The organism is Arthrobacter sp. zg-Y238, assembly GCF_024385525.1.
In the GTDB taxonomy this organism is placed as follows: domain Bacteria; phylum Actinomycetota; class Actinomycetes; order Actinomycetales; family Micrococcaceae; genus Arthrobacter_B; species Arthrobacter_B jinronghuae.
In genome coordinates this window covers 1-19524 of the sequence record NZ_JANFLU010000001.1, presented here as the reverse complement: position 1 = coordinate 19524, position 19524 = coordinate 1, and the positions used below count along the sequence as shown (strand labels likewise).

The following is a 19524-nucleotide window of genomic DNA, read 5'->3' as shown; positions in this document are numbered from 1 at the left end:
CCGGGTGGGGATGGGGGTCTAGTGGCGCTCGACGCCGAGAAGGGCGAGGAGCTCGCCGCGCATTCGGGCCAGTTCCGCCGAGGCCCGGTCACGGGGCCGGGCGCCGGGAACGGTGACAACCTCGGTGATGGTGGCACCGGGGGCGCCGTCCTGGCTGCCGAGGACAATGATGCGGTCCGCCAGCTGCAGGGCTTCATCCACGTCGTGGGTCACCAACAGTACCGTGGCGGGCGCTGCCCGGTGCAGGGCGAGCAGCAGGTCCTGCATCTTCAGCCGGGTCAGTGCGTCGAGGGCACCAAAGGGTTCATCCAGGAGCAGGACGCCGGGTTCCCGGGCCAGCGCCCGGGCCAGGGAGGTCCGCTGGGCCATGCCCCCGGACACCGCCCGCGGCCGGTGCTTGGCGAAGGCGGACAGTCCCACCAGGTCCAGGAGCTCGGCAACCTTGGCCTTCCCCCGGCTGGCGCTCGCGGACTTGGGCAGACCGATCGCAATATTGGCCTGCAGCGTCTGCCACGGCAGCAGCCGCGGTTCCTGGAAGGCGACGGCGCAGCGGTCGTCTATCCCGCTGACGGACTTGCCGTCGATCAGGATGCTGCCGTCAGTGGGCAGGTCCAGGCCGGCGGCGGCCCGCAGCAGGGTGGACTTGCCGCAGCCGCTCGGGCCCAGGATGGCCAGCACCTCGCCGGGCCGGACCTCGAAAGTGATGTCCCGAAGGACTACATGTTCGTTCGGTCCGGAGCCGAAGCTGCGGCCGAGCCCGGCGAACTTTACCGGCAGGGCCGCACCGGGTCCTGTGCCGGAGGCGGGGGAGGACGTGGAAGAGGGCAGTACTGCAGTCATAGAAACACTCCATCGATCCTGGCAGTAGCACCCTACGGAAGGTGTCCTGAGCCGGGATAACGGCTTCCTGCGACACCAGCCTCGTTATTGCCGCAGTTCAAGGAGGAAATGCGGCAACCAGGGTTGCTGCGGCTTCATCGATCCAGGTCTCTCAGCCGCTCGGGATGGTCAAGCACTACTAAACGCCGGATCGGCGGATCCGACAAGTCCCGGCAGGTTGCCCGCGTTCACATAAAGAAATGTTCGACGCCGCGTCGCCGGTCCATCGTCTGCGGCACTTCGATGCACCTGCCGCCTGCGGGCATTGACCTCGCGCGCCGTCGGCTCCTAATTTTGGAGAAGGGTGCGGTTGGCGTATCAGCGACCAGCCACCCGGCGTTTTCCTTCCCCCAACCAGCAGGAGCCGGCCATGGAATCAGCTTCGGGTGCCTCCGGAATCGTGATGTCCGCCGATGGAACGCCCATTGCGTGGTCCCGGCGGGGCAGCGGCCCTCCGCTGGCGATCGTCGGACCCCTGCTGGCGCACCGCAGCAGTCCCGCGACGGTGGTCCTGGCGGATGCCCTCTCGAAAAACCATACGGTCTACACCTATGACCGCCGGGGCATCGGTGAAAGCGGCATGGGCGAGGAATACACGGCGGAGTCGGACGTCGATGACCTGCTCGCCGTCCTTCAGGTAGCCGGGGGATCAACTGACCTTTACGGCTTTGATGAAGGCGCGTTCCTGGCGCTGAGGGCCGCGGAGGAATCCACGGTGGTCAGCCGGGTGGTCGCGCTGGAACCAACCCTGTCCCTCGCTGACGGGGAGGACGAACTGATGGTCCTGCAGACCGAGATCGAGGGCCTCAGCGGCGTCAGCATCCCCGTTCTCGTTATGGCCGGCAGCAGTAGCGGCGACGATACCCAGGACCTGGCGCGGCAAACCGCCGAGGCCTTGGACTCCGGGGAGTTCCTGCTGGTGGAATCGGATACCCGCGGTATTCCTGATGCGGCCCTGACCGACGCCATCGAGTCTTTCCTGGCCTAAGCTGGATGCCTATCACCGGCTCCGGGGCAAAGGAAGAAACTGTGGCACACGCTAACGACCCAGCGGCAATCGAACGGCTGCTCCGGAACAAGGGGGCCCGGTGGGCGATCGTGGGCTTGTCCAATAACCCGCTCCGCCCCGCCGTCGGCGTCTCACGCTTTGTCCAGGACCAGCTGGGCATGGAGATCATCCCGGTGAGCCTGAAGGGCGATGACGTGCACGGCAACAAGGGATACCGCCGGCTGAGTGAAATCCCGGGAAGCATCGACGTAGTGGATTGCTTCGTGAATTCCGCCCGGGTGGGCGACATTGTGGACCAGGCCATCGAAGTGGGCGCCAAGGCGGTCTGGATGCAGCTCGGCGTGGTGGACGAAGCGGCAGCCGCGCGTGCGGCGGCGGCAGGGCTCGACGTCGTGATGGACGCCTGCCCGGTCATCGAAGCACCGCGCCTCGGGCTCTAGAGTTTGGCGAACCGAGCGCGGATGATCCCCATGTACAGCCCGTAGAGCATCAGCCCGACCCCCACCGCGGCCAGCGCCACCACGCCGAAGGGCTGGTCCCGCAGCGTATGCAGCGCGCCGTCGAGACCGGTGGACTCCTCCGGGTCCGCCTGCACGGCGGCCAGGGTGAGCAGCCCCCCCAGGATGCCAAGCGACACTCCCTTGGCGATGAAGCCGGCCACGCCGGTGATGTCCACGGCCTTTGCCCAGAGTCCGCCGGGGATGCCGGTGAGGTTCCGGCGGAAGCGGCGGGTGGCTCCCTTGAAAATGAAGTAGCCGCCGATTCCCACCACCACCAGCCCGGTGAGTCCAAGAATCCATTGGCCCGCTGGTACCGCCAGCAGGCGGGCGGTCCAGCTGACCGAGGAAGAGCTGCCGTTATTGCTTCCGCGGCCCAGGGCAAACGAAGCGAAAACGGTTCCGATGGCCCCGTAAACGAGAACCTGCCCGGCGTTGCTGGCCCGGTCCTTCCACAGCTCCTTGTCCTTCAGCTGCTGTCCGGCAAAGAAGATGCGGGTGAGCTGGAATAGTGCCAGGGCGTAGCAGCCGAGGAAGCAGAACCAGACCAGCGCGTACCCGGCGGGCTGTTCGGCCACAGCAGCTACGGCACCGCTGGTGTCCGCATTGCCGGACCCTCCGGCGTTGATCTGCAAGGCGATCAGGCCAATGACGATGTGCACTATCCCGCTTGCCACATAGCCCACCCGGGCGAACCGCTCGAAGGTCCTGGAACCGGCGGCGCGCTCCGCAGCCTGGCTGACGGGGCCGCTACTGCGGTTGATCTGCTTCAAACCGTTTTATCCTTCGCTCTGCTGCCGGCTCACCCGCAGTAATCTACCTGTTCCTCCCATCCTGTCACCCATGGGCTGTGCAGTGCCGTTGCGCGGACGGCAGCGCTAGGCTTTTCCCATGGATGCGGGTGAGCTTAGGCGGTTGTGCCTGTCCCTGCCCGGGGCGTTCGAAGACTTCCCCTTCGGGCCGGAGTCCTCGGTGTTCAAGGTGCGGGCCGCCGCTGGCAAAGCGAAGATGTTCGCTCTGACGGAGCTTGCCGGTGAGCCCCTGATGATCAGCCTGAAGTGCGAACCGGAGCTGGCGCTTCAGCTACGCGCCGCCCATCCGGAAATCACCGGCGCCTGGCACATGAACAAGACGCACTGGAATCAGGTGGAAGTTGCCTCCGGCCTGCCGCGGGACATGATCCGGGACCTGGTCGAGGACTCCTATGACCTGGTGGTGGCCTCGCTGCCGCGAAAGGACCGGGAATCACTCGCTTGGAAGGGCCTGGCGGAGGGATGAGGCACAACACCGGTTTCACCTACGCTGAGCAGGGGCTAACCGAGCGGCCCTATCCGGCACCCATGACGGACCGCTGGCCCGCGGGTTACCGGCTGGTGCTGCGCAAGGCAGAACTGGAAGTGGCCGATCCGCAGGCCGGGTTTCTCCGCCTCGCCAACGGGCTGCTGGACTGGGACCTGCACCGCCGGGCGGGGCTGTATGTGGCACCCGGCACGCCGCGCGCCGCCCCGGGTGTGGACATGGCATCGGGCGTGGGGGTCTGGCGGGTGCGCTACTACGCTCCCTGCCGCGTGATCTGGGCTGCTGAAGCGGCGCTGGACGACGACGGCGCGCCGGTCCGCGGACAGCGCAGCGGGTTTGGCTACGGCACCCTGCCAGGACACCCGGAGCGCGGTGAAGAAGGTTTTTACGCCGAACTCGACGAAGCCGGCCGGCTGTACTTCCGGGTTGCTGCCTACAGCCGCCCGGGCAACCGGCTGGTGGGTGCCGTCAACATGGTCAACACCCGCGTCCAGCAGTTTTACACCAACCGGTATTTCGCCGCAGCCTACCGGCTGGCCTCCGGGAGCTGATCCCGCCGGAGGGCGAACTGCAGGGTGAGTTCGCTTTCCTCCACCGGCATGAAGCCCGCGCTCAACAGCAGGGATTGGGACGCGTCATTGCCCGGTTCCGTGTAGGCGATGATGGTGTCCACCTCCGGGTGGGTGAGCGCAAACCGTGCCAGGGCCACCAACGCTTCAGTGGCGTAGCCCTGCCCCTGGCATGAGGGAACCACGCTGTAGCTGACTTCCACCGTGCCCTCATCGGGGACGCCGGCAAAGCCGATGGTTCCCACCACCAGCGCGGTCGAAAGTTCCCGGATCAGGCGCGTGCCGAACGACGCAGCGGGACCGAGCAATCCGGCCTCGAAGAACTGGCGGGCGGCGTCGTAGTCGGTGGGCTGGGGGAAGTCCTCCGCCCAGTCCGGGCGTCGCGTCTGGATGATGAGGGCGTCCACTTCGGCCACGGTCATCAGGTCCAGCGACAGGCGCTGCGTGGGAATGCCGGCCTCCGCGGCCAGGTTCTCGGGGATTATGCTCACGAGCTAATTTTGCACGTACTTTCGGGTTTTGCTTCATTCGGCTCACCCGGACCCGGAGGGCACTACTAGGTTTGGCGCCCAACAGGTACGAAGAGCATCCGGAACGAGTTCGCCAGAAGGAGTCCGAATAGCCCGGTGGACGTCGTGGGCTGCTGGAGCAGCAGCAGCGAAATGATGAGCATTACTGCGCACAGTACCGCGATCGCCCCCATGAACTTCACCCGTCCCCGGTCCGCAGTCAGCACTTGTTCCGCTCCCCGGCTGCGGGCCCCCGCCAGCAACCACACCCCGATGCCTGCTGCCAGCAGCCCGGCCGCAACGGTGAGACCGGCCGTCAGCCGGTCATCCCCGCTGAACAAATACGGCAGGTTCAAAATCAGTGGGACGGCGCCCGCCGCCAGACTTAGTACTCCGCCAACCTGGCGGACCTGCTGCGTTCGGTTGATCTTGTCCATGCCTGAGGAGCCTACACGGGCCCGGCGGAGTCCGCGGGCCCGTGCTGGTGCTGCCGGCTTAGCCGAAGTGCTTCGGCAGGGTGCCTTCGTGAGCCGCCTTCAACTCATCGAGGGGCAGGGTGAAGTTGCTCTGGAAGTCCAGGGCGCCGATCTCGGTGTCCACCACGCCGATCCGGGCATGAGCGAAACCGCGCGCCGAGCACATGTCCTTGAACCGGACTTCCTCGCTGCGGGCCACCGCGACGACGGCGCGGGCCTGGGACTCGGAGAACAGCAGGGTGAACAGGTCCACTCCGTCGCGTTCGCAGACTTCGCCAAGGCCGATCCGCGCACCGACGCCGAAGCGCAGGGCCATTTCGGACAGCGCGGCGGCGAGGCCGCCCTCGGAGAGGTCATGCGCGGCGTCGATCATGCCGTCGCGGGAGGCGTTGACCAGCAGTTCCCCGAGCAGCTTCTCCGCCTGCAGGTCCACCTTGGGCGGCTGCCCGCCCAGATGGCCGCGCAGGTTCGCGTATTCGGAGCCGTCCAGCTCGTCCTGCGTGGTGCCCATCAGGTAAATGGCCTGGCCGTCCTGCCGCCAGCCCGACGGCGTACGGCGGGCGACGTCGTCGAACACGCCCAGCACGCCCACCACGGGGGTGGGATGGATGGCGACGCCGCCGGTCTGGTTGTAGAGCGAAACGTTGCCGCCGGTGACAGGCACGCCGAGTTCGCGGCAGCCGTCGGCCAGCCCGCGCACGGACTCGGCGAACTGCCACATGACCTCCGGGTCCTCCGGGGAACCGAAGTTCAGGCAGTCGGTGACCGCCAACGGCTTTGCGCCGGCGGTGGACACGTTGCGGTAGGACTCGGCCAGGGCCAGCTTCGCGCCCTCGTACGGATTGAGGTAGGAGTAGCGGCCGTTGGCATCGGTGGAAATGGCGACGCCCAGGCCGGTGGTTTCATCCACGCGGACCACACCGGCGTCATCCGGCATGGCCAGGGCGGTGTTGCCCTGCACATAGCGGTCGTACTGGTTGGTGACCCAGGACTTGTCGCACATGTTCGGCGAGGCCATCAGCTCCAGGATGGCGTCCTTGACTGCGGCGCTGCCGAAGGGCCGTTCAGCGTTGAAGGAGTTGGCTTCGATGCTGTCCTGCGCGGCCGGACGCGCCATGGGCCGCTGGTACACCGGACCCTCGTGCGCCACTGTGCGCGGATCGACGTCGACAATGGTTTCGCCATCCCAGTCGATGATCAGCCGGCCGGTGCCGGTGACTTCGCCGAGCCAGGAGTACTCCACGTTCCACTTGTCCATGATCGCCTCGAACGCTTCCACGTTCTCCGGGGTCACCACGGCCATCATGCGTTCCTGTGACTCGGACATCAGGATCTCGCCGGGCGTCAGGGTGGGGTCGCGCAGCAGCACGTTCGTCAGCTCCACGTGCATGCCGCCGTCGCCGTTGGAGGCGAGTTCCGACGTCGCGCAGGAAATACCGGCCGCGCCCAGGTCCTGGATGCCCTCCACCACGGAGGACTTGAACAGTTCCAGGCAGCACTCGATGAGCACCTTCTCCGCGAAGGGATCGCCCACCTGGACGGCGGGGCGCTTGGAGGGCTTGTCCGCGTCGAAGGATTCGGAGGCCAGCACGGAGGCGCCGCCGATGCCGTCGCCGCCGGTGCGGGCGCCGAAGAGCACCACCTTGTTGCCGGCGCCGGAGGCGTTGGCCAGCCGGATGTCCTCGTGGCGCATTACGCCCACGGCCAGGGCGTTGACCAGCGGGTTGCCCTGGTACACGGAGTCGAAGACCAGTTCCCCGCCGATGTTGGGCAGCCCCAGGGAGTTGCCGTAGCCGCCGATGCCGGACACGATGCCGTGCACCAGGCGGGCGGTGTCCGGGTGGTCGATGGCGCCGAAGCGCAGCGGATCCATCACGGCCACCGGGCGGGCACCCATGGAGATGATGTCGCGGACAATGCCGCCGACGCCGGTGGCGGCACCCTGGTAGGGCTCCACGAAGGACGGGTGGTTGTGGGATTCGACCTTGAAGGTCACGGCCCAGCCCTCACCGATGTCCACCACGCCGGCGTTCTCGCCGATCCCCACCAGCAGGTGTTCCTTCATTTTGTCGGTGACCTTGTCCCCGAACTGCTTCAAATGCACCTTGGAGGACTTGTAGGAGCAGTGCTCGGACCACATCACCGAGTACATCGCCAGTTCCGCCGCGGTGGGGCGGCGGCCCAGGATCTCCACGACCCGGTTGAACTCGTCTTCCTTCAGGCCGAGCTCGGCCCAGGGCAGCTCCGTGTCCGGGGTGGCAGCGGCGTGCACAACGGTGTCGATGCGGAACTTCTTCTGCTCAGCGGCAGCACTGGGGGAAACGGTCATGACTTGCCTCCGGCAACGAGCGAGTTGAGTACAGAGCTGAAGATGCGCAGCCCGTCGGTGCCGTAGCCCAGGCCGACCTCGCCGTAGGCGGAGGAATCCGGGCCGAAGCCGGGTTCGACGGCGTGTTCAGGGTGGGGCATCAACCCGACGACGTTTCCTGCAGCGTTGGAAATGCCGGCGATGCCGCGGCGGGACCCGTTGGGGTTCTCACCCTCGTAGCGGAAGACCACCCGGCCTTCGCCCTCCAGTTCGTCCAGCGTTTTCTCGTCCGCGACGTACTGCCCGTCCTGGTTCTTCAGCGGAACGACCATTCCGGCACCGGGTTCGTAGGCGCTGGTCCAGGCGGTGCTGTTGTTTTCCACGCGCAGCAGTTGGTCCGCGCAGGAGAATTTCAGGTGGTTATTTTTGATCATGGACCCGGGCAAAAGGCGCGCCTCGGTGAGGATCTGGAAGCCGTTGCAGATGCCCAGCACGGGCATGCCGCCGGCGGCGGCGTCCACTACCTTTTCCATGAGCGGTGCGAAGCGGGCAATGGCCCCGGCGCGCAGGTAGTCCCCGTAGGAGAACCCTCCGGGGATGATCACCGCGTCCACGGACTGCAGATTCGCTTCGGCATGCCAGAGCCCGACGGCGGTGCCGCCGGCGATGGTCACGGCGCGGGCGGCGTCGCGGTCATCCAGGGTGCCGGGGAAGGTGATGATACCTACCCGGACGGCGCGGAGCGCGTCGTTTTCGGGGGCGACGGAAAAGTCGCCGATCAGGGGAGTACTCAAGATCAGGCCTCCGGGATTACTTCAACGCGGGTGACGTCTTCGATCACGGGATTGGACAGCAGCGTCGCGGCGGCGGTGCGGGCCTGCTCCAGGATTTCGGGGGTGACGTCTCCGTCAACGGTGAGCTCGAAGCGCTTGCCCTGGCGGACGCCGGCGAAGCCGGTCAGTCCCAGGCGGGGCAGCGCGCCTGCAATGGCCTTGCCCTGCGGATCGAGGATTTCAGGCTTGGGCATAACATCAACAACGATCCGGGGCATCCGGCAGCTCCTCTAGACGAGATGGGTGGCCGCGGACCTTGCCGTCTCACGCTGATTCAGCGCTCCGCGAGCTTGCACTTGCCATTCTACCGGCGTTACCTGCGTTACGGTGACTGGCCGGACCTAGGCCGGAATCTCCAACTGGAAGCCGCAGGCGCAGCGGAGCACAGTGGTTTCCAGCTGAACATCCACCGGTTCCTCCGGCATGGACTCCACGGTGATCGGTTCGAAGATGGAGCGTTGCCGGCTGTCCCGGGGCTGCATGGGTTCGCCGCAATGCATGTATTCCGCGTCATCGGACTCCAGGAGCCCGCGTGCCCAGAGGTATTGGTCCTTTGCTTCTATGGACATTTCTACGCTTTCAGTCGGGTCCGGCACTCCGTTGTCCGGAAAAATACTAAGCATGCTTATTCAATAATAGGCCATCCATGCCGGGTTAGCTATCGCAGGTCTTCCTGTGGCGTGGATTACCTTCCGGTTAGAGTGGGGGCCGTGAGACTCCTACAAGCAAGCCCCGCCACCGTCCGCCGGCTAATGAACGTGTGGCCGCCCTTTGCCTTTACCGGCATTCGGATCACCCGACTGGACCCTGAATATCTGGGTGTCTCCGTGCGGCTGCGGTCCTACTGGTGGAACAAGAACGTGGCCGGCGTGCATTTCGGCGGCTCACTGTTCGCCATGACGGACCCGTTCTGGATGATGATGCTGCTCCACCACCTCGGCCGTGACCACGTTGTCTGGGACCGTGCAGCGGAGATTGAGTTCCTGAAGCCGGGAAAGGGCGAGGTGCGGGCCGAGTTTGTCCTGGATCCGGCCGACGTCGAACGCCTGCGCAAGCTGGCCGCGGGCGGGGAGAAGGTCCTCGAATGGTTCTCGGTGGACGTGACCGACAGCAGCGGCGACGTGGTGGCCCGGATACGCAAGCAGGTTCATGTGCGGCGCAAACGGGAACGGCCCGGCGTGCCGGAGCCCAGCGGAACGGCGGCGGCCCATGGATGACGATGCCAACCCGAGCATCCCGGCGGTCGACACAGTCCTGGTTTCCGGCATTGCTGCAGCGCTGCTGCTTTTACTGGTGTGGGCCATCATCCGCCTGGCCCGCTCGAGCGCAGTCACTGCCGGGGAGCGGTTTGGGCTGCTTCTCTTCTGCCTGATATTCCCCGTGCTGGGGCCAATCTGCACTTTGGTGATCCTAGCCCGGCGGGAAAGCGTGCGCCGGTAGCTAGAGGGAACCGTCCGCAGGTCCCAGCAGGGCGGTAAGCCGTTCCCAGCGCGAAATCTGGCAGCCGTCCGTCAGCGAGAAGGTTGTGTCCACGGCCTCGCCGTTAACCATGCCGGTGACGTGTGCACGCTGCATTCCGCGGATCTCCTGGGTACACATCAAGCCCGCCGCCGGCTCCGCGAGGGCGGCTGCCCCCTGGTCGGCGAGCACGGCACAGGCCCCGGCAGGATCCGGTACGGTCGAGCCTTCCCGCGGCTCGGCGCCGTCGCACTGCAGCGTCCAGGTGCTGCTCGGCGTCGTCCCGTCCGCACTGAACTCGACGGTCAGCGAAACCGGTGCCTCCGCGGTGGTGCCGCCGGTGCCGCCGGTCCCGCCGGTCCCGGGAAGGGGGGTCGGGGAGCCGATCGGTCTAGGCGAACCGACGGGCGAGGTCGGCGCCGTCGTTGGCTCATTGGGGGAGTCGGTCGATTCCGGGGACTCCGGAGAACGGCCGGAACCGCCCCCGCAGGCTGCCAACAGAAGGGCGGTGCACAGCAGCATGGGGACTAACGCGGTTCCTCGAATGTTGCGCACTGTACGGCCTCCATCGGTAGCGGAGCCACCAGCCTAGCCAACTCTGTCAAGCAGGGTCGGGCGAATCAGCGGCAGCCTCTGCCTGCGCCGCGAAGTAGGCTTCCTGGCTTGGGAAGTAGTCCTTGAAGTCCGGCGCCGGTCCGCCGCTTCGGGCAGCCATCAAGTGATCCAGATAGTATTCCCAGCCCGGCCCGATGCTGGAAACGGCCTGCGGATCCTCCAAATGGTGGATAAAATCCAGTGCGGTGCCGGCCGGTTCGTTCCGGAGGCGGATCTCCAGGTCCCAGCCGCCGTATTCATCCTCGACCAGCAGGCGCAGAAGTTCCGGGGAGACACACTCCGCTATCCGGACCCTGCTCCAGGGCAGGCCCTCTTCGAAGAGCAGCTGCAGATCGACGGTGCCTCCCCTGACGGGGCTCCCTTCCCAGCGGCCGAACCACTGGGCCGTCTGGTCGGGGTTGGTGAAGCTGGGCCACACGGCCGCAGCCGGTTCGGGAAAGCCGCGGCGAAGAATCAGGTCGTAGGACTCGGTTCCGGTGCGGATAACCCGGCCGGTCGGTTCTGGCTGCACAGCTGTCCTCCAAAGGGTTCCAGCAGGCCCAGGATGCGAGCCCGCAACTGCTGCGATTCCTCGGCGAAGCCGCGTTGTGCGGCTGCGTACTGCGCCCGACCGGCCGGAGTTTCCACCGCAATCGGGGTGTAACCCCAGTCGGCCAGGTCATAGGGTGAGGCACACATATCCATTTCGCGGATGCGCCAGGACAGTTCGAAGGCGTCCATAACCACCTCGCTGGGAAGCAGCGGCACCAGTTTGTAGGCCCATTTGTACAGGTCCATGTTGGCGTGCAGGCAGCCGGGCTGTTCCAGGTCCCGCTGGTTCTCGCGGGTGGGTGTGAGCTCGTTCAGGGGCACTGCTTCCGGTGTGTAGAACCGGAAGGCATCGAAGTGGGTGCAGCGGATCCGGCTGCGCTCCACCAGTTCATCCGTCCCGTCGGCACCCAGCCGCAGCTGCAGGTAATCGTGCCGGATGCCGTTGTCCTCCGACTTATAGGCCATGGCCCACTCGTGCATGCCGAAGCATCCCAGTACCGGCCTCCGCGCGGCCGTGCGGGACAGCAGCATGGTGGTGAATCCGAGGGCGTCCCCGCGCACCGCGGCGAACCCCTCGGTATCCACAGTGACGGCGGGTGTTTCGGCGTCGATCCCCTCGGCGTCCCGTTCCGTTTCCGTCAGCGTCCGGTAGAACTTCCACCCGGTGCGTTCGAGTGCGGACGGACCGGTGAGAACGACGCCGGCGCCCGGGTGCCAGCGCAGCAGCTGGCCGGGTTTCTGGGAGTAGTAGGTGAAGAGGAAGTCCTCCACCGGGTGCTTCCGCCCGGCCGAGCGCCGTGCGAGGAATCCTTCGGTGAAGGGCCGGACGCGTTCTTCGTGCGCAGACTGCCGCGGCAGCCATTGGTCCTCGCTGAGGACGGTGGGGTGGGCGGAAGCAATCACCATTCCATTATCGCGCCACGCGGTACGCCCGTCATCCGCTGGTTCAGGCAGGGCTTGGTTGACGGAAAATACCGCTCCGATCGTTAGTACGATAGGAGCGGAATGCCCGTCGGAAAGGTGCAGCATGGTTGAGAAGGAAAGCTTTGTAACCCGGTTCATGCGGACCACGGGCAAGGTGCGGCTGATCTTCGGACCCGCGCAGCAGGGGTCGTTGGACCATCCGATGACGGAGGAGAACCAGGCCCTGCTCAAGGCGCAGCAGGCGCAGGAGAAGGCGATGTGGGAAACCGTGACCCGGGCTGACGGCAGCAGCTACATCGTCTCGCGCAAGCCCGAATAGGCTCCCGATACGCGTAGAGGCCGGCACCGTGTGGGTGCCGGCCTTTTTACTGCCCGATTTTTTCCTAAGCTGCCCTAGCGCCCGGTGCCGCCGTACACAGTGGCCTCGCTGTCGCCGTCGAGCCCGAACGCCGCATGGACCGCGCGTACTGCGCTGTCCAGCAGCTTGGCGCTGGTGACCACGGAGATGCGGATCTCGGAGGTGGAGATCATGTCGATGTTCACCCCGGCATGGTGCAGGGCCTCGAAGAAGCGGTGCGAGACACCCGGGTTGGACCGCATGCCGGCGCCGATGAGGGAGAGCTTGCCGATCTGCTCGTCGTAGTCGATGGAGTCGAAGCCGACTTCGGCCTTCGCGGCGTTCAGCGCGTCGATGGCTTCCTTGCCGTCGATGATGGGCAGCGTGAAGGAGATGTCTGTCCGGCCCGAACCCTGCGTGGAAACGTTCTGCACGATCATGTCGATGTTGGAGTTGGCGCCCGCCACGATGCCGAAGATCTCCGCGGCCTTGCCGGGGATGTCCGGAACACCCACCACGGTTACCTTGGCTTCGGAACGGTCATGGGCGACGCCGGAGATGATGGGCTGTTCCAAGGGTTCTCCCTCTTGAATCTTGATTTTGTCATCGGGGCTGGGCAGCACCCAGGTTCCCTCGTGCGAGCTGAAGGATGAGCGGACGTGCAGGGGAACGCCGAAGCGGCGGGCGTATTCCACGCAGCGCAGGTGGAGGATCTTGGCGCCGGAAGCCGCCAATTCGAGCATTTCCTCGCTGGAAATCTTCTCGATCTTCTGGGCGCTCGAAACCACCCGCGGATCGGCGGTGTACACGCCGTCGACGTCGGTGTAGATCTCGCAGACGTCGGCCTCGAGAGCCGCGGCCAGAGCCACCGCCGTGGTGTCCGAACCGCCCCGGCCAAGGGTTGTGATGTCGTGGCTGTCCTGGCTGACGCCCTGGAAACCGGCAACGATGGCGATGTCGCCCCGCTCGATGGCGGTCTTGATGCGGTGCGGGGACACATCGATGATCCGGGCCTTGCCGTGGATCGCATCGGTGATCATGCCGGCCTGGCTGCCGGTGAAGGACTGCGCGGAGCCGCCGAGCTGGTTGATGGCCATGGCCAGCAGTGCCATAGAGATGCGCTCCCCGGCGCTGAGCAGCATGTCCATTTCACGGGCGTTGTTCAGCGTGGTGATCTGGCCGGCCAGATCCAGCAGTTCGTCGGTGCTGTCACCCATGGCGGAGACCACGACAACCACTTCGTTTCCGGCGGCATGGGTATCCACCACGCGCTTGGCTACGCGCTTGATGCCTTCGGCGTCCGCGACTGAGGAACCGCCGAATTTCTGCACTATCAGGCTCATGCGTACACTTTCTCAAGTTTCGTTGTGGGTGCTGGCGCCCGGCATCTTCGACGCGGCTTCGAACTCTTCTCCTCGGAAAGCGGGCGGTACTAGCGGCTTTCGTCGGTCCAGAAAGTCTATCGCCGCCGTCGGGAAGACCCGAAATACCTACACGTAACCTGCTGCCACAGGCGAGTCGTGGACGGCGCCGCGCCTTGGGGAACCCCGAGCTTAGGACATGCTCCGACGGCCTTCAAAGGCGCGGCCCAGGGTGATCTCGTCCGCATATTCGAGGTCTCCGCCCACGGGCAGGCCGGAGGCCAGGCGCGTGACCTTGATACCCAGGGTCTTGAGCATCCGCACTAGATAGGTGGCGGTGGCTTCACCCTCGAGGTTCGGGTCGGTGGCGATGATGATTTCGGAGATCTGCTCATCCGACAGCCGGCTGAGCAGCTCCCGGATGCGCAGCTGGTCCGGACCGATGCCGGCAATCGGATTAATGGCGCCGCCCAGCACGTGGTAGCGGCCGCGGAAGGACCGCGTACGCTCCACCGCAATCACGTCCTTGGACTCTTCGACCACGCAGATCATGGTCGGGTCCCGCCGCGGGTCCCTGCAGATGCTGCAGGTTTCCTGCTCCGTGACGTTGCCGCAGACACTGCAGAACTTCACCCGGTCCTTGACCGTGACAATGGCGGTGGCCAGCTTCTTCATGTCATCGGGATCGGATTCGAGGATGTGGAACGCGATGCGCTGGGCGGACTTGGGCCCGACGCCGGGAAGACGGCCTAGTTCATCGATGAGTTCCTGAACGGCACCTTCGTACACGTAACCTTCTCTGCTGGGTTGAACTGCGTTTATAGCTGGGTGTTACCGGGTTTCCGCATGATGCGGCCCGGATCTGGCATGCCGGGTGGGAGCCAGCGCAGGTCAGCGGCCGTCCAGGCTGCGTTCCTCGATCAGGCGTCCGCCCAGAATCCGTTCGATCGCCTTACGCCCCACCAGACCGGAATCCTCAAGCGTGATGTCATCCGCGCTGGGAACATCTTCGACGTAGGTCGAGTCTACTGGGCGGCTCCCCCTGACGGGGGATCCGCCGCCGCGCTGGGCAGCTTCATTGAGGAGCTTCTGATAGCGGCTCAGCGGCTGGTTGGGAGCACCGCCGGCGGGGGCCGCGGGGGCCGTCGTCGTCGGCGGAACGGATGTCCGGACGTTTGTTGCCGCTGCGTCCCGATCTTGACCCGGCGTGGTTGTGGTTCCGGGCCGTGAGGTCAAGCCGGCGGGTGCGGCCGACGCCGGCACCCCTGCACGGGGGCCGCCTGCGGGTACGGACGGTGCTGCCTGACTGCTGCCGTTCCGGGTGTCCGGCGCGGAGTTTCCGCCTGCCGGACGCGTGGTGGACCCGGTGCCGGCCCAGTCAGTGCTTGCCCACTCGGAGTCCGAAAGGTGTCCGCCGGAATACACGTCCACAGGGGCCTCTGCGGTTTCCCAGGCGTTGCTTTCCGGCGCATCGTTGAACGGGTCGCTGGGCTCGTCCGGCCAGGGCTCATCCGACGGGCTATTCCTGCCGGGCCGCCCTGCGGTTCGTGGGCCTGTAGTTTTCGTTCCGCTGCCGTTGGAGCTGCCGCCGTTGGAGCTGCCTGCGCGGCGCCGGAGGGCAACCGCAGCCGCGTTAACCGGTGCGCCGACTGCCGGTCCGGGCACCCGTGCGCCCGGTGCCGCCGCTTCGTTGGGGGAAACCGTTTCGGCCGGGGCAACGGACGCGGGTGCTGCGACCGGCGCTGCAACGGCCTGCACCTGCGGTGACGGAACTTCCCGGTTAGCTGGCTTCGCCGGCTCCGGTGTGGAAGCAGTCGCCGGGACTGACGCTGAGGCTGACGCCGAGGCTGCACGCGAATCCGGGGCCTTGGAAGCCGGTCCCGCCACCTTGGTGGTCCCGGTGGCCGAAGCCGCGGCGGACCCGGCGCTTCGCCCATCCGGCACCGGCCCTTGAGCTGGCTGTGCCGGAGCCGGTTGCGCCTGGGCTGGCTGCGCCTGAACTACCGGTGCCTTGGCGGCCGGTGCGGATGCCGGCGCTTGCCGGCTATCGGCTTTTGGGCCCGACTCACCCGCTGACGCCGAGCTGTCATGGATCGGATTGATCTGGCAGTCCAGCGCCAGGACCTGATGGATCGCCTTGCGCAGGTTCTCCAAATGGTCGGGGCGGTTGAAGTTGGTGGCAGCGCCGGGGTTGGTGAAGGCAAGTTCAAGTACCTTGCCGTCAAAGGCGCGCGGGCTGGAGTTCTTGCTGACGTTCAGCCAGGTGGCACGGCGGATGCTGGTCAGGGCATCCATGATCTCCGGCCAGGCACGGCGGATCATTTCGATCTGGCCGCTTCCGCCGGCGGGAGCCGAACCGGGGCCGCCGGCCGGAGCCTGCCGCTGCTGAGGCTGCGCAGGCTGAGTCGGTGCCTGCTGCGACGGCTGTGCCGGCATCGGCTGGGACACCGGCTGGGACGGTGCCTGCTGCGACGGCGCCGGCTGGGACGGTCTGATGGCGGCAGGGCGGGAACCGTTGGATCCCGCTGCGGGCGCTGAGCTTGAAGCGGAAGGGGCATCCGCAGAAGGTGTCTGCGCCGGGGTGGACCACGTGCCGCCCCAGTCCAGGGAACTTCCGGCAGGCTTGTTGTCCTGGCTGGAGGCTGCCGGCGCGGCAGGGGCTGCCGCTGCTGCATCAGGGGCGGGTGTTGCCGCAAAGTCGATTCCGCGCGGAGATGACGGAGCTTCGTCCACTGCAGGCGCGGAAGTACCGGCCTGCGAAGCCGTGGGCGCGGCCGCGGGAATGGTGTTCACCGGAGACGCTGCAGCTGCGGCGCGGCCCATTGCCTCGGTGGGATCGCCTGCATAGCTGAGCCGGCGCTCCAGACGGTCCACGCGGGCGGCCGTCCCGCGTTCGGCCTGGTCTGCGGCCGGAAGCAGGATGCGGGCGCAAAGCAGTTCGAGGTGCAGCCGCGGTGACGTGGCACCGGTCATCTCGGTCAAGGCAGTGTTGGTGATGTCTGCGGCGCGGGACAGTTCACTGCTGCCCAGCTGCGTGGCCTGGGTCTGCATCCGGTTGATCTGGTCTTCCGGCATGCCGCGGAGCACAGTGGATGCGCTGTCCGGCATGGCGTTGACAATAATCAGGTCCCGGAAGCGTTCCAGCAGGTCTTCGACGAACCGGCGGGGATCCTGGCCGGTCTGAATGACACGGTCCACGGCGCGGAACACGGTAGCTGCGTCTGCGGCGGCAACTGCGTCGACGACGTCGTCGAGCAGTGACACGGGGGTGTAACCCAGCAGCGAGACGGCCAGTTCGTAGTCCAGGCCGTCGGGACCGGCACCGGCCATGAGCTGGTCAAGGACGGAAAGGGTGTCACGCACGGACCCGCCGCCGGCGCGGATGACCAGGGAGAGGACGCCCGGGGCGACCGCTACGTTCTCCTGCGCGCAGAGCTTCTCGAGATAAGCCAGCAGCGGCTCCGGCGGAACGAGGCGGAAGGGGTAGTGGTGCGTGCGGGACCGGATGGTTCCAATAACCTTGTCCGGCTCCGTGGTGGCGAAGATGAACTTGATGTGTTCCGGCGGCTCTTCCACGATCTTCAGCAGGGCGTTGAAGCCGGCGGACGTGACCATGTGGGCCTCGTCGATAATGAAGATCTTGTAGCGGTCCCGGACCGGGGCGAAGGTGGCGCGCTCCCGGAGGTCGCGGGCGTCGTCGACGCCGCCGTGGCTGGCTGCGTCAATTTCGATGACGTCGAGACTGCCGGAACCGTTGCGGGCCAGCTCAACGCAGCTGTCGCACTTGCCGCAGGGGACCGGGGTGGGCCCCTCGGCGCAGTTCAGGCAGCGGGCAAGGATGCGCGCAGAGGTGGTTTTGCCGCAGCCGCGCGGGCCGGAGAAGAGGTACGCGTGGTTCACGCGGTTCTTTTGCAGGGCCGCCATCAGCGGCTCCGTGACGTGCTCCTGGCCGATCACGTCTGCGAAACTCTCGGGACGGTAGCGGCGGTAAAGGGCTGTACTCACAGATAGAAGCCTATCGGTTGGCACTGACGGTTTTTCCTCCGGCGGCAGGCACGGTGGAAACTCCACTTCCTCAAAAAAATTAAAGACCCCCCATGCACCTGCCAGAGCCCGCTTACCCTTGCTACCTTCCGGTCCTGGGGGAGTTCACAGGATGACACCACATGAGGGGCCGGGAACCAGTCTACCCGAAAATTCCGGGCCTCGACTCGCGGCGGATTCCGGGTGGATTTCCGGGACGCGGAGCCATCTTCCAGCTGCGGAGCCATACTGGAAAACCCGCCGGATCAGGAGTGCAGCATGCAGAAGCGCCGTTCCCCAGCTACGCAGGTTATGGCTGCCGCCCGGACACTCATCCCAGCCCGTCCCGTGTTGCCGTACCGGGCGCCGGAGCGCTCCCCGAGTTCCGCACTGTTTCCCGCCCGCTATCTGGCCGGCGATTTTCCCAGGGTGCCGCGTTGAGTCTCGCCCTATATACAGTGCCCGACGCCGCCGGGCTGGGCGCGCTTGGCGCCTCCTTTATAGAGGTGCTGGTTCGCGACCGCCCGGATGCCGTACTCGGGCTGGCCACGGGGTCCTCGCCCCTGCCGGTGTACCGGGCGCTGGCGGAGCATGAACTGGATCTGTCCCGCCTACGGGCGTTTGCCCTGGATGAGTATGTTGGACTGCCGGCCGGCAGCAAACAGTCCTATGCCGCCGTCATAGACCGGGAGGTCACGCGCCCGCTTGGATTGGACCCGGATTGTGTGGCCGTACCGGACGGTAGTGCGGAGGACCCCGCGGAAGCAGCCGAAGCATTCGAGCGCCGGCTGGAAAGTGCCGGGGGAGTGGACCTTCAGCTGCTGGGAATCGGGCATAACGGCCATTTGGCCTTCAATGAGCCGGGCTCATCCTTGGACTCCCGTACCCGCGTGCAGCGTCTGTCCGAAACCACGCGGAGGGCCAACGCCCGCTTCTTCCCTTCTATAGGGGAGGTTCCGCAGTTCTGTATTACCCAGGGGCTGGGGACCATCCGGCGTGCCAAGCACCTGCTGCTATTGGTCCGGGGCGGGGAAAAGTCAGGAATCCTGAAGCGGGCGCTGACCGGGCCGGTGGGTGTTGATTGCCCGGCCTCCATCCTCCAGCTGCATCCGCGGGTCACTGTTATCTCGGATGAGGCGGCTGCCTCCGGGCTTCAGGGGCTCGAAGAAGCCCTGTTGCCGCCCGTATAGTTCGGGGGTGCTGCTGAAATCGGCGCCGCGCAGTTGTTCGACGCTGCGCCCTCGGCTCAGCAAAAACGACGCCGGAATCGGGGCGCAGAATGCGTGTCGGGAGTCACCCCGAATCCGATTTGCTGCGGAGGGTAAATCTGTGTAAAGTTTTCTAAGTCGCCGCGGCCGGGACGCTGGAAAAGCGCCCGAGCATGGCGGCCAAACCCCAACAAAAAACAGAGTCCAACCAGTGCGCGCCCTTTGCAGGGCCGGTGGGAAAGACTCCGTTCGATGCTGGGTCCGGAACGGCGGAAAACGCTTTTCACGGGGTCCCGACAAGGGAAACCGCGAATTGCAAATAACGCCGGAATGGAATAAGATATAAAACATTGCAGCGAAGAAGAAAAGGAAAAAATTGTTTTCCCGAGTATTTTCGGATTGCGTCTGTTGTTTGAGAACTCAATAGTGTGCCAAGTTTATTGATACCAATTTATTTTGATTGGTTGAACAGGCCGTTCCGCCCACCCCGTGGGTAAGGGACGGTTTTTTTAGCCGGTTTCGAATTTAGTGCAGTGCCTGCAGCCAATTTTCCTTGGCTTCGGTGCTGTGTCTGTAACACATTTACGGAGAGTTTGATCCTGGCTCAGGATGAACGCTGGCGGCGTGCTTAACACATGCAAGTCGAACGATGACTTCTGTGCTTGCACAGAATGATTAGTGGCGAACG

Annotated in this window: 22 protein-coding genes, 1 rRNA gene and 1 other RNA gene; 9 read left to right on the top strand and 15 right to left on the bottom strand. The window is 65.7% G+C overall.

The features are described 5' to 3' along the window. Positions 1 to 18: 18 nt before the first annotated feature. Entirely contained in the window at positions 19 to 840 is an 822-nt protein-coding gene (locus NNX38_RS00120; protein ID WP_255796168.1) for an ABC transporter ATP-binding protein, read from the bottom strand. A 409-nt stretch (positions 841 to 1249) separates the two neighbouring features. Here NNX38_RS00120 and NNX38_RS00115 point away from each other — a divergent pair, with 409 nt between their 5' ends. Together NNX38_RS00115 and NNX38_RS00110 are read left to right on the top strand one after the other, a co-directional pair. After that, on the top strand, positions 1250 to 1867 hold the full coding sequence (locus NNX38_RS00115; protein ID WP_255796166.1) for an alpha/beta fold hydrolase: 618 nt from the start codon (positions 1250 to 1252) through the stop codon (positions 1865 to 1867). 41 nt (positions 1868 to 1908) lie between these two features. Further along, positions 1909 to 2328, top strand: coding sequence for a CoA-binding protein (locus NNX38_RS00110; RefSeq protein WP_255796164.1), 420 nt, complete (start codon positions 1909 to 1911; stop codon positions 2326 to 2328). On the opposite strand, the gene NNX38_RS00105 is transcribed toward NNX38_RS00110, so the two are convergent. Further along, the gene (locus NNX38_RS00105; RefSeq protein WP_255796163.1) at positions 2325 to 3158 is read right to left on the bottom strand and encodes a DUF1206 domain-containing protein; all 834 of its coding nucleotides are present in this window, start codon (positions 3156 to 3158) and stop codon (positions 2325 to 2327) included. The two genes, NNX38_RS00110 and NNX38_RS00105, sit on opposite strands and share 4 nt — an antisense overlap. Positions 3159 to 3276: 118 nt before the next feature. On the opposite strand from NNX38_RS00105, the gene NNX38_RS00100 reads away from it, so the two are divergent. Beyond that, the gene (locus NNX38_RS00100; RefSeq protein WP_255796162.1) at positions 3277 to 3663 is read left to right on the top strand and encodes an MmcQ/YjbR family DNA-binding protein; all 387 of its coding nucleotides are present in this window, start codon (positions 3277 to 3279) and stop codon (positions 3661 to 3663) included. Further along, on the top strand, positions 3660 to 4235 hold the full coding sequence (locus tag NNX38_RS00095; protein WP_255796160.1) for a DUF1990 family protein: 576 nt from the start codon (positions 3660 to 3662) through the stop codon (positions 4233 to 4235). Before NNX38_RS00100 ends, NNX38_RS00095 begins: the two co-directional genes overlap by 4 nt. Here NNX38_RS00095 and NNX38_RS00090 read toward each other — a convergent pair. The 6 genes from NNX38_RS00090 to NNX38_RS00065 form a co-directional block, all read right to left on the bottom strand. Continuing rightward, the gene (locus NNX38_RS00090; protein ID WP_255796159.1) at positions 4211 to 4744 is read right to left on the bottom strand and encodes a GNAT family N-acetyltransferase; all 534 of its coding nucleotides are present in this window, start codon (positions 4742 to 4744) and stop codon (positions 4211 to 4213) included. The genes NNX38_RS00095 and NNX38_RS00090 overlap by 25 nt on opposite strands. A 65-nt stretch (positions 4745 to 4809) precedes the next feature. Further along, positions 4810 to 5199 carry a hypothetical protein gene (locus NNX38_RS00085; protein ID WP_255796158.1) on the bottom strand — a complete coding sequence of 130 codons (390 nt, stop codon included), beginning with the start codon at positions 5197 to 5199 and terminating at the stop codon, positions 4810 to 4812. Positions 5200 to 5257: 58 nt separating this feature from the next. Next, a complete protein-coding gene (gene purL, locus NNX38_RS00080; protein ID WP_255796157.1) occupies positions 5258 to 7567 on the bottom strand; it encodes a phosphoribosylformylglycinamidine synthase subunit PurL in 2310 nt (769 codons plus the stop codon). Beyond that, positions 7564 to 8343 (bottom strand): phosphoribosylformylglycinamidine synthase subunit PurQ, encoded by a 780-nt coding sequence (purQ, locus tag NNX38_RS00075; RefSeq protein ID WP_370646355.1) that lies wholly within the window; start codon positions 8341 to 8343, stop codon positions 7564 to 7566. Before purQ ends, purL begins: the two co-directional genes overlap by 4 nt. Beyond that, positions 8343 to 8597 carry a phosphoribosylformylglycinamidine synthase subunit PurS gene (gene purS, locus NNX38_RS00070; protein WP_227920839.1) on the bottom strand — a complete coding sequence of 85 codons (255 nt, stop codon included), beginning with the start codon at positions 8595 to 8597 and terminating at the stop codon, positions 8343 to 8345. The genes purQ and purS overlap by 1 nt, the downstream gene beginning before the upstream one ends. Before the next feature lie 123 nt (positions 8598 to 8720). After that, positions 8721 to 8948: a hypothetical protein gene (locus NNX38_RS00065; RefSeq protein ID WP_229951483.1), complete on the bottom strand. Its 228-nt coding sequence runs from the start codon at positions 8946 to 8948 to the stop codon at positions 8721 to 8723. A 141-nt stretch (positions 8949 to 9089) separates the two neighbouring features. On the opposite strand from NNX38_RS00065, the gene NNX38_RS00060 reads away from it, so the two are divergent. After that, the gene (locus NNX38_RS00060; RefSeq protein WP_255796154.1) at positions 9090 to 9596 is read left to right on the top strand and encodes a DUF4442 domain-containing protein; all 507 of its coding nucleotides are present in this window, start codon (positions 9090 to 9092) and stop codon (positions 9594 to 9596) included. Further along, positions 9589 to 9819 (top strand): hypothetical protein, encoded by a 231-nt coding sequence (locus tag NNX38_RS00055; protein WP_255796153.1) that lies wholly within the window; start codon positions 9589 to 9591, stop codon positions 9817 to 9819. Before NNX38_RS00060 ends, NNX38_RS00055 begins: the two co-directional genes overlap by 8 nt. On the opposite strand, the gene NNX38_RS00050 is transcribed toward NNX38_RS00055, so the two are convergent. Genes NNX38_RS00050 through NNX38_RS00040 form a run of 3 tightly spaced genes read right to left on the bottom strand, consistent with a single transcriptional unit; the run spans position 9820 to position 11889 of the window. After that, positions 9820 to 10392 carry a hypothetical protein gene (locus tag NNX38_RS00050; RefSeq protein WP_255796152.1) on the bottom strand — a complete coding sequence of 191 codons (573 nt, stop codon included), beginning with the start codon at positions 10390 to 10392 and terminating at the stop codon, positions 9820 to 9822. It abuts the gene before it with no gap. 46 nt (positions 10393 to 10438) lie between these two features. After that, the gene (locus NNX38_RS00045) at positions 10439 to 10963 is read right to left on the bottom strand and encodes an SRPBCC domain-containing protein (RefSeq protein ID WP_255796151.1); all 525 of its coding nucleotides are present in this window, start codon (positions 10961 to 10963) and stop codon (positions 10439 to 10441) included. Continuing rightward, on the bottom strand, positions 10906 to 11889 hold the full coding sequence (locus tag NNX38_RS00040; protein ID WP_370646341.1) for a 3-methyladenine DNA glycosylase: 984 nt from the start codon (positions 11887 to 11889) through the stop codon (positions 10906 to 10908). The genes NNX38_RS00045 and NNX38_RS00040 overlap by 58 nt, the downstream gene beginning before the upstream one ends. A 121-nt stretch (positions 11890 to 12010) precedes the next feature. Between NNX38_RS00040 and NNX38_RS00035 the strand changes: the two genes are divergently transcribed. Then, positions 12011 to 12226, top strand: coding sequence for a hypothetical protein (locus tag NNX38_RS00035; RefSeq protein WP_229951489.1), 216 nt, complete (start codon positions 12011 to 12013; stop codon positions 12224 to 12226). Positions 12227 to 12300: 74 nt separating this feature from the next. Here NNX38_RS00035 and NNX38_RS00030 read toward each other — a convergent pair whose 3' ends face one another. From NNX38_RS00030 to ffs, 4 genes are all read right to left on the bottom strand, one after another. Further along, positions 12301 to 13587 carry an aspartate kinase gene (locus NNX38_RS00030; RefSeq protein ID WP_255796150.1) on the bottom strand — a complete coding sequence of 429 codons (1287 nt, stop codon included), beginning with the start codon at positions 13585 to 13587 and terminating at the stop codon, positions 12301 to 12303. A gap of 210 nt (positions 13588 to 13797) precedes the next feature. Then, the gene (gene recR, locus NNX38_RS00025) at positions 13798 to 14394 is read right to left on the bottom strand and encodes a recombination mediator RecR (RefSeq protein WP_255796148.1); all 597 of its coding nucleotides are present in this window, start codon (positions 14392 to 14394) and stop codon (positions 13798 to 13800) included. A gap of 102 nt (positions 14395 to 14496) precedes the next feature. Next, positions 14497 to 17610 (bottom strand): DNA polymerase III subunit gamma and tau, encoded by a 3114-nt coding sequence (locus NNX38_RS00020; RefSeq protein ID WP_255796147.1) that lies wholly within the window; start codon positions 17608 to 17610, stop codon positions 14497 to 14499. Between the two features lie 78 nt (positions 17611 to 17688). Next, positions 17689 to 17784, bottom strand: an RNA gene (gene ffs / locus NNX38_RS00015) — signal recognition particle sRNA small type. Between the two features lie 281 nt (positions 17785 to 18065). Here ffs and NNX38_RS00010 point away from each other — a divergent pair. Together NNX38_RS00010 and NNX38_RS00005 are read left to right on the top strand one after the other, a co-directional pair. Beyond that, positions 18066 to 18818, top strand: a complete 753-nt coding sequence (locus NNX38_RS00010; RefSeq protein ID WP_255796144.1) for a glucosamine-6-phosphate deaminase — start codon at positions 18066 to 18068, stop codon at positions 18816 to 18818. Positions 18819 to 19417: 599 nt separating this feature from the next. After that, positions 19418 to 19524, top strand: a 16S ribosomal RNA gene (locus NNX38_RS00005); the annotation flags it as partial.

What these genes read in the sequence shown, in the direction of transcription:
- NNX38_RS00115 (WP_255796166.1), top strand. Translation starts at nt 1,250, where the DNA reads ATGGAATCAGCTTCGGGTGCCTCCGGAATCGTGATGTCCGCCGATGGA.
- NNX38_RS00100 (WP_255796162.1), top strand. Translation starts at nt 3,277, where the DNA reads ATGGATGCGGGTGAGCTTAGGCGGTTGTGCCTGTCCCTGCCCGGGGCG.
- purL (WP_255796157.1), bottom strand. Translation starts at nt 7,567, where the DNA reads ATGACCGTTTCCCCCAGTGCTGCCGCTGAGCAGAAGAAGTTCCGCATC.
- purS (WP_227920839.1), bottom strand. Translation starts at nt 8,597, where the DNA reads ATGCCCCGGATCGTTGTTGATGTTATGCCCAAGCCTGAAATCCTCGAT.
- NNX38_RS00085 (WP_255796158.1), bottom strand. Translation starts at nt 5,199, where the DNA reads ATGGACAAGATCAACCGAACGCAGCAGGTCCGCCAGGTTGGCGGAGTA.
- NNX38_RS00055 (WP_255796153.1), top strand. Translation starts at nt 9,589, where the DNA reads ATGGATGACGATGCCAACCCGAGCATCCCGGCGGTCGACACAGTCCTG.
- NNX38_RS00065 (WP_229951483.1), bottom strand. Translation starts at nt 8,948, where the DNA reads ATGTCCATAGAAGCAAAGGACCAATACCTCTGGGCACGCGGGCTCCTG.
- NNX38_RS00120 (WP_255796168.1), bottom strand. Translation starts at nt 840, where the DNA reads ATGACTGCAGTACTGCCCTCTTCCACGTCCTCCCCCGCCTCCGGCACA.
- NNX38_RS00040 (WP_370646341.1), bottom strand. Translation starts at nt 11,889, where the DNA reads ATGGTGATTGCTTCCGCCCACCCCACCGTCCTCAGCGAGGACCAATGG.
- NNX38_RS00035 (WP_229951489.1), top strand. Translation starts at nt 12,011, where the DNA reads ATGGTTGAGAAGGAAAGCTTTGTAACCCGGTTCATGCGGACCACGGGC.
- NNX38_RS00095 (WP_255796160.1), top strand. Translation starts at nt 3,660, where the DNA reads ATGAGGCACAACACCGGTTTCACCTACGCTGAGCAGGGGCTAACCGAG.
- NNX38_RS00030 (WP_255796150.1), bottom strand. Translation starts at nt 13,587, where the DNA reads ATGAGCCTGATAGTGCAGAAATTCGGCGGTTCCTCAGTCGCGGACGCC.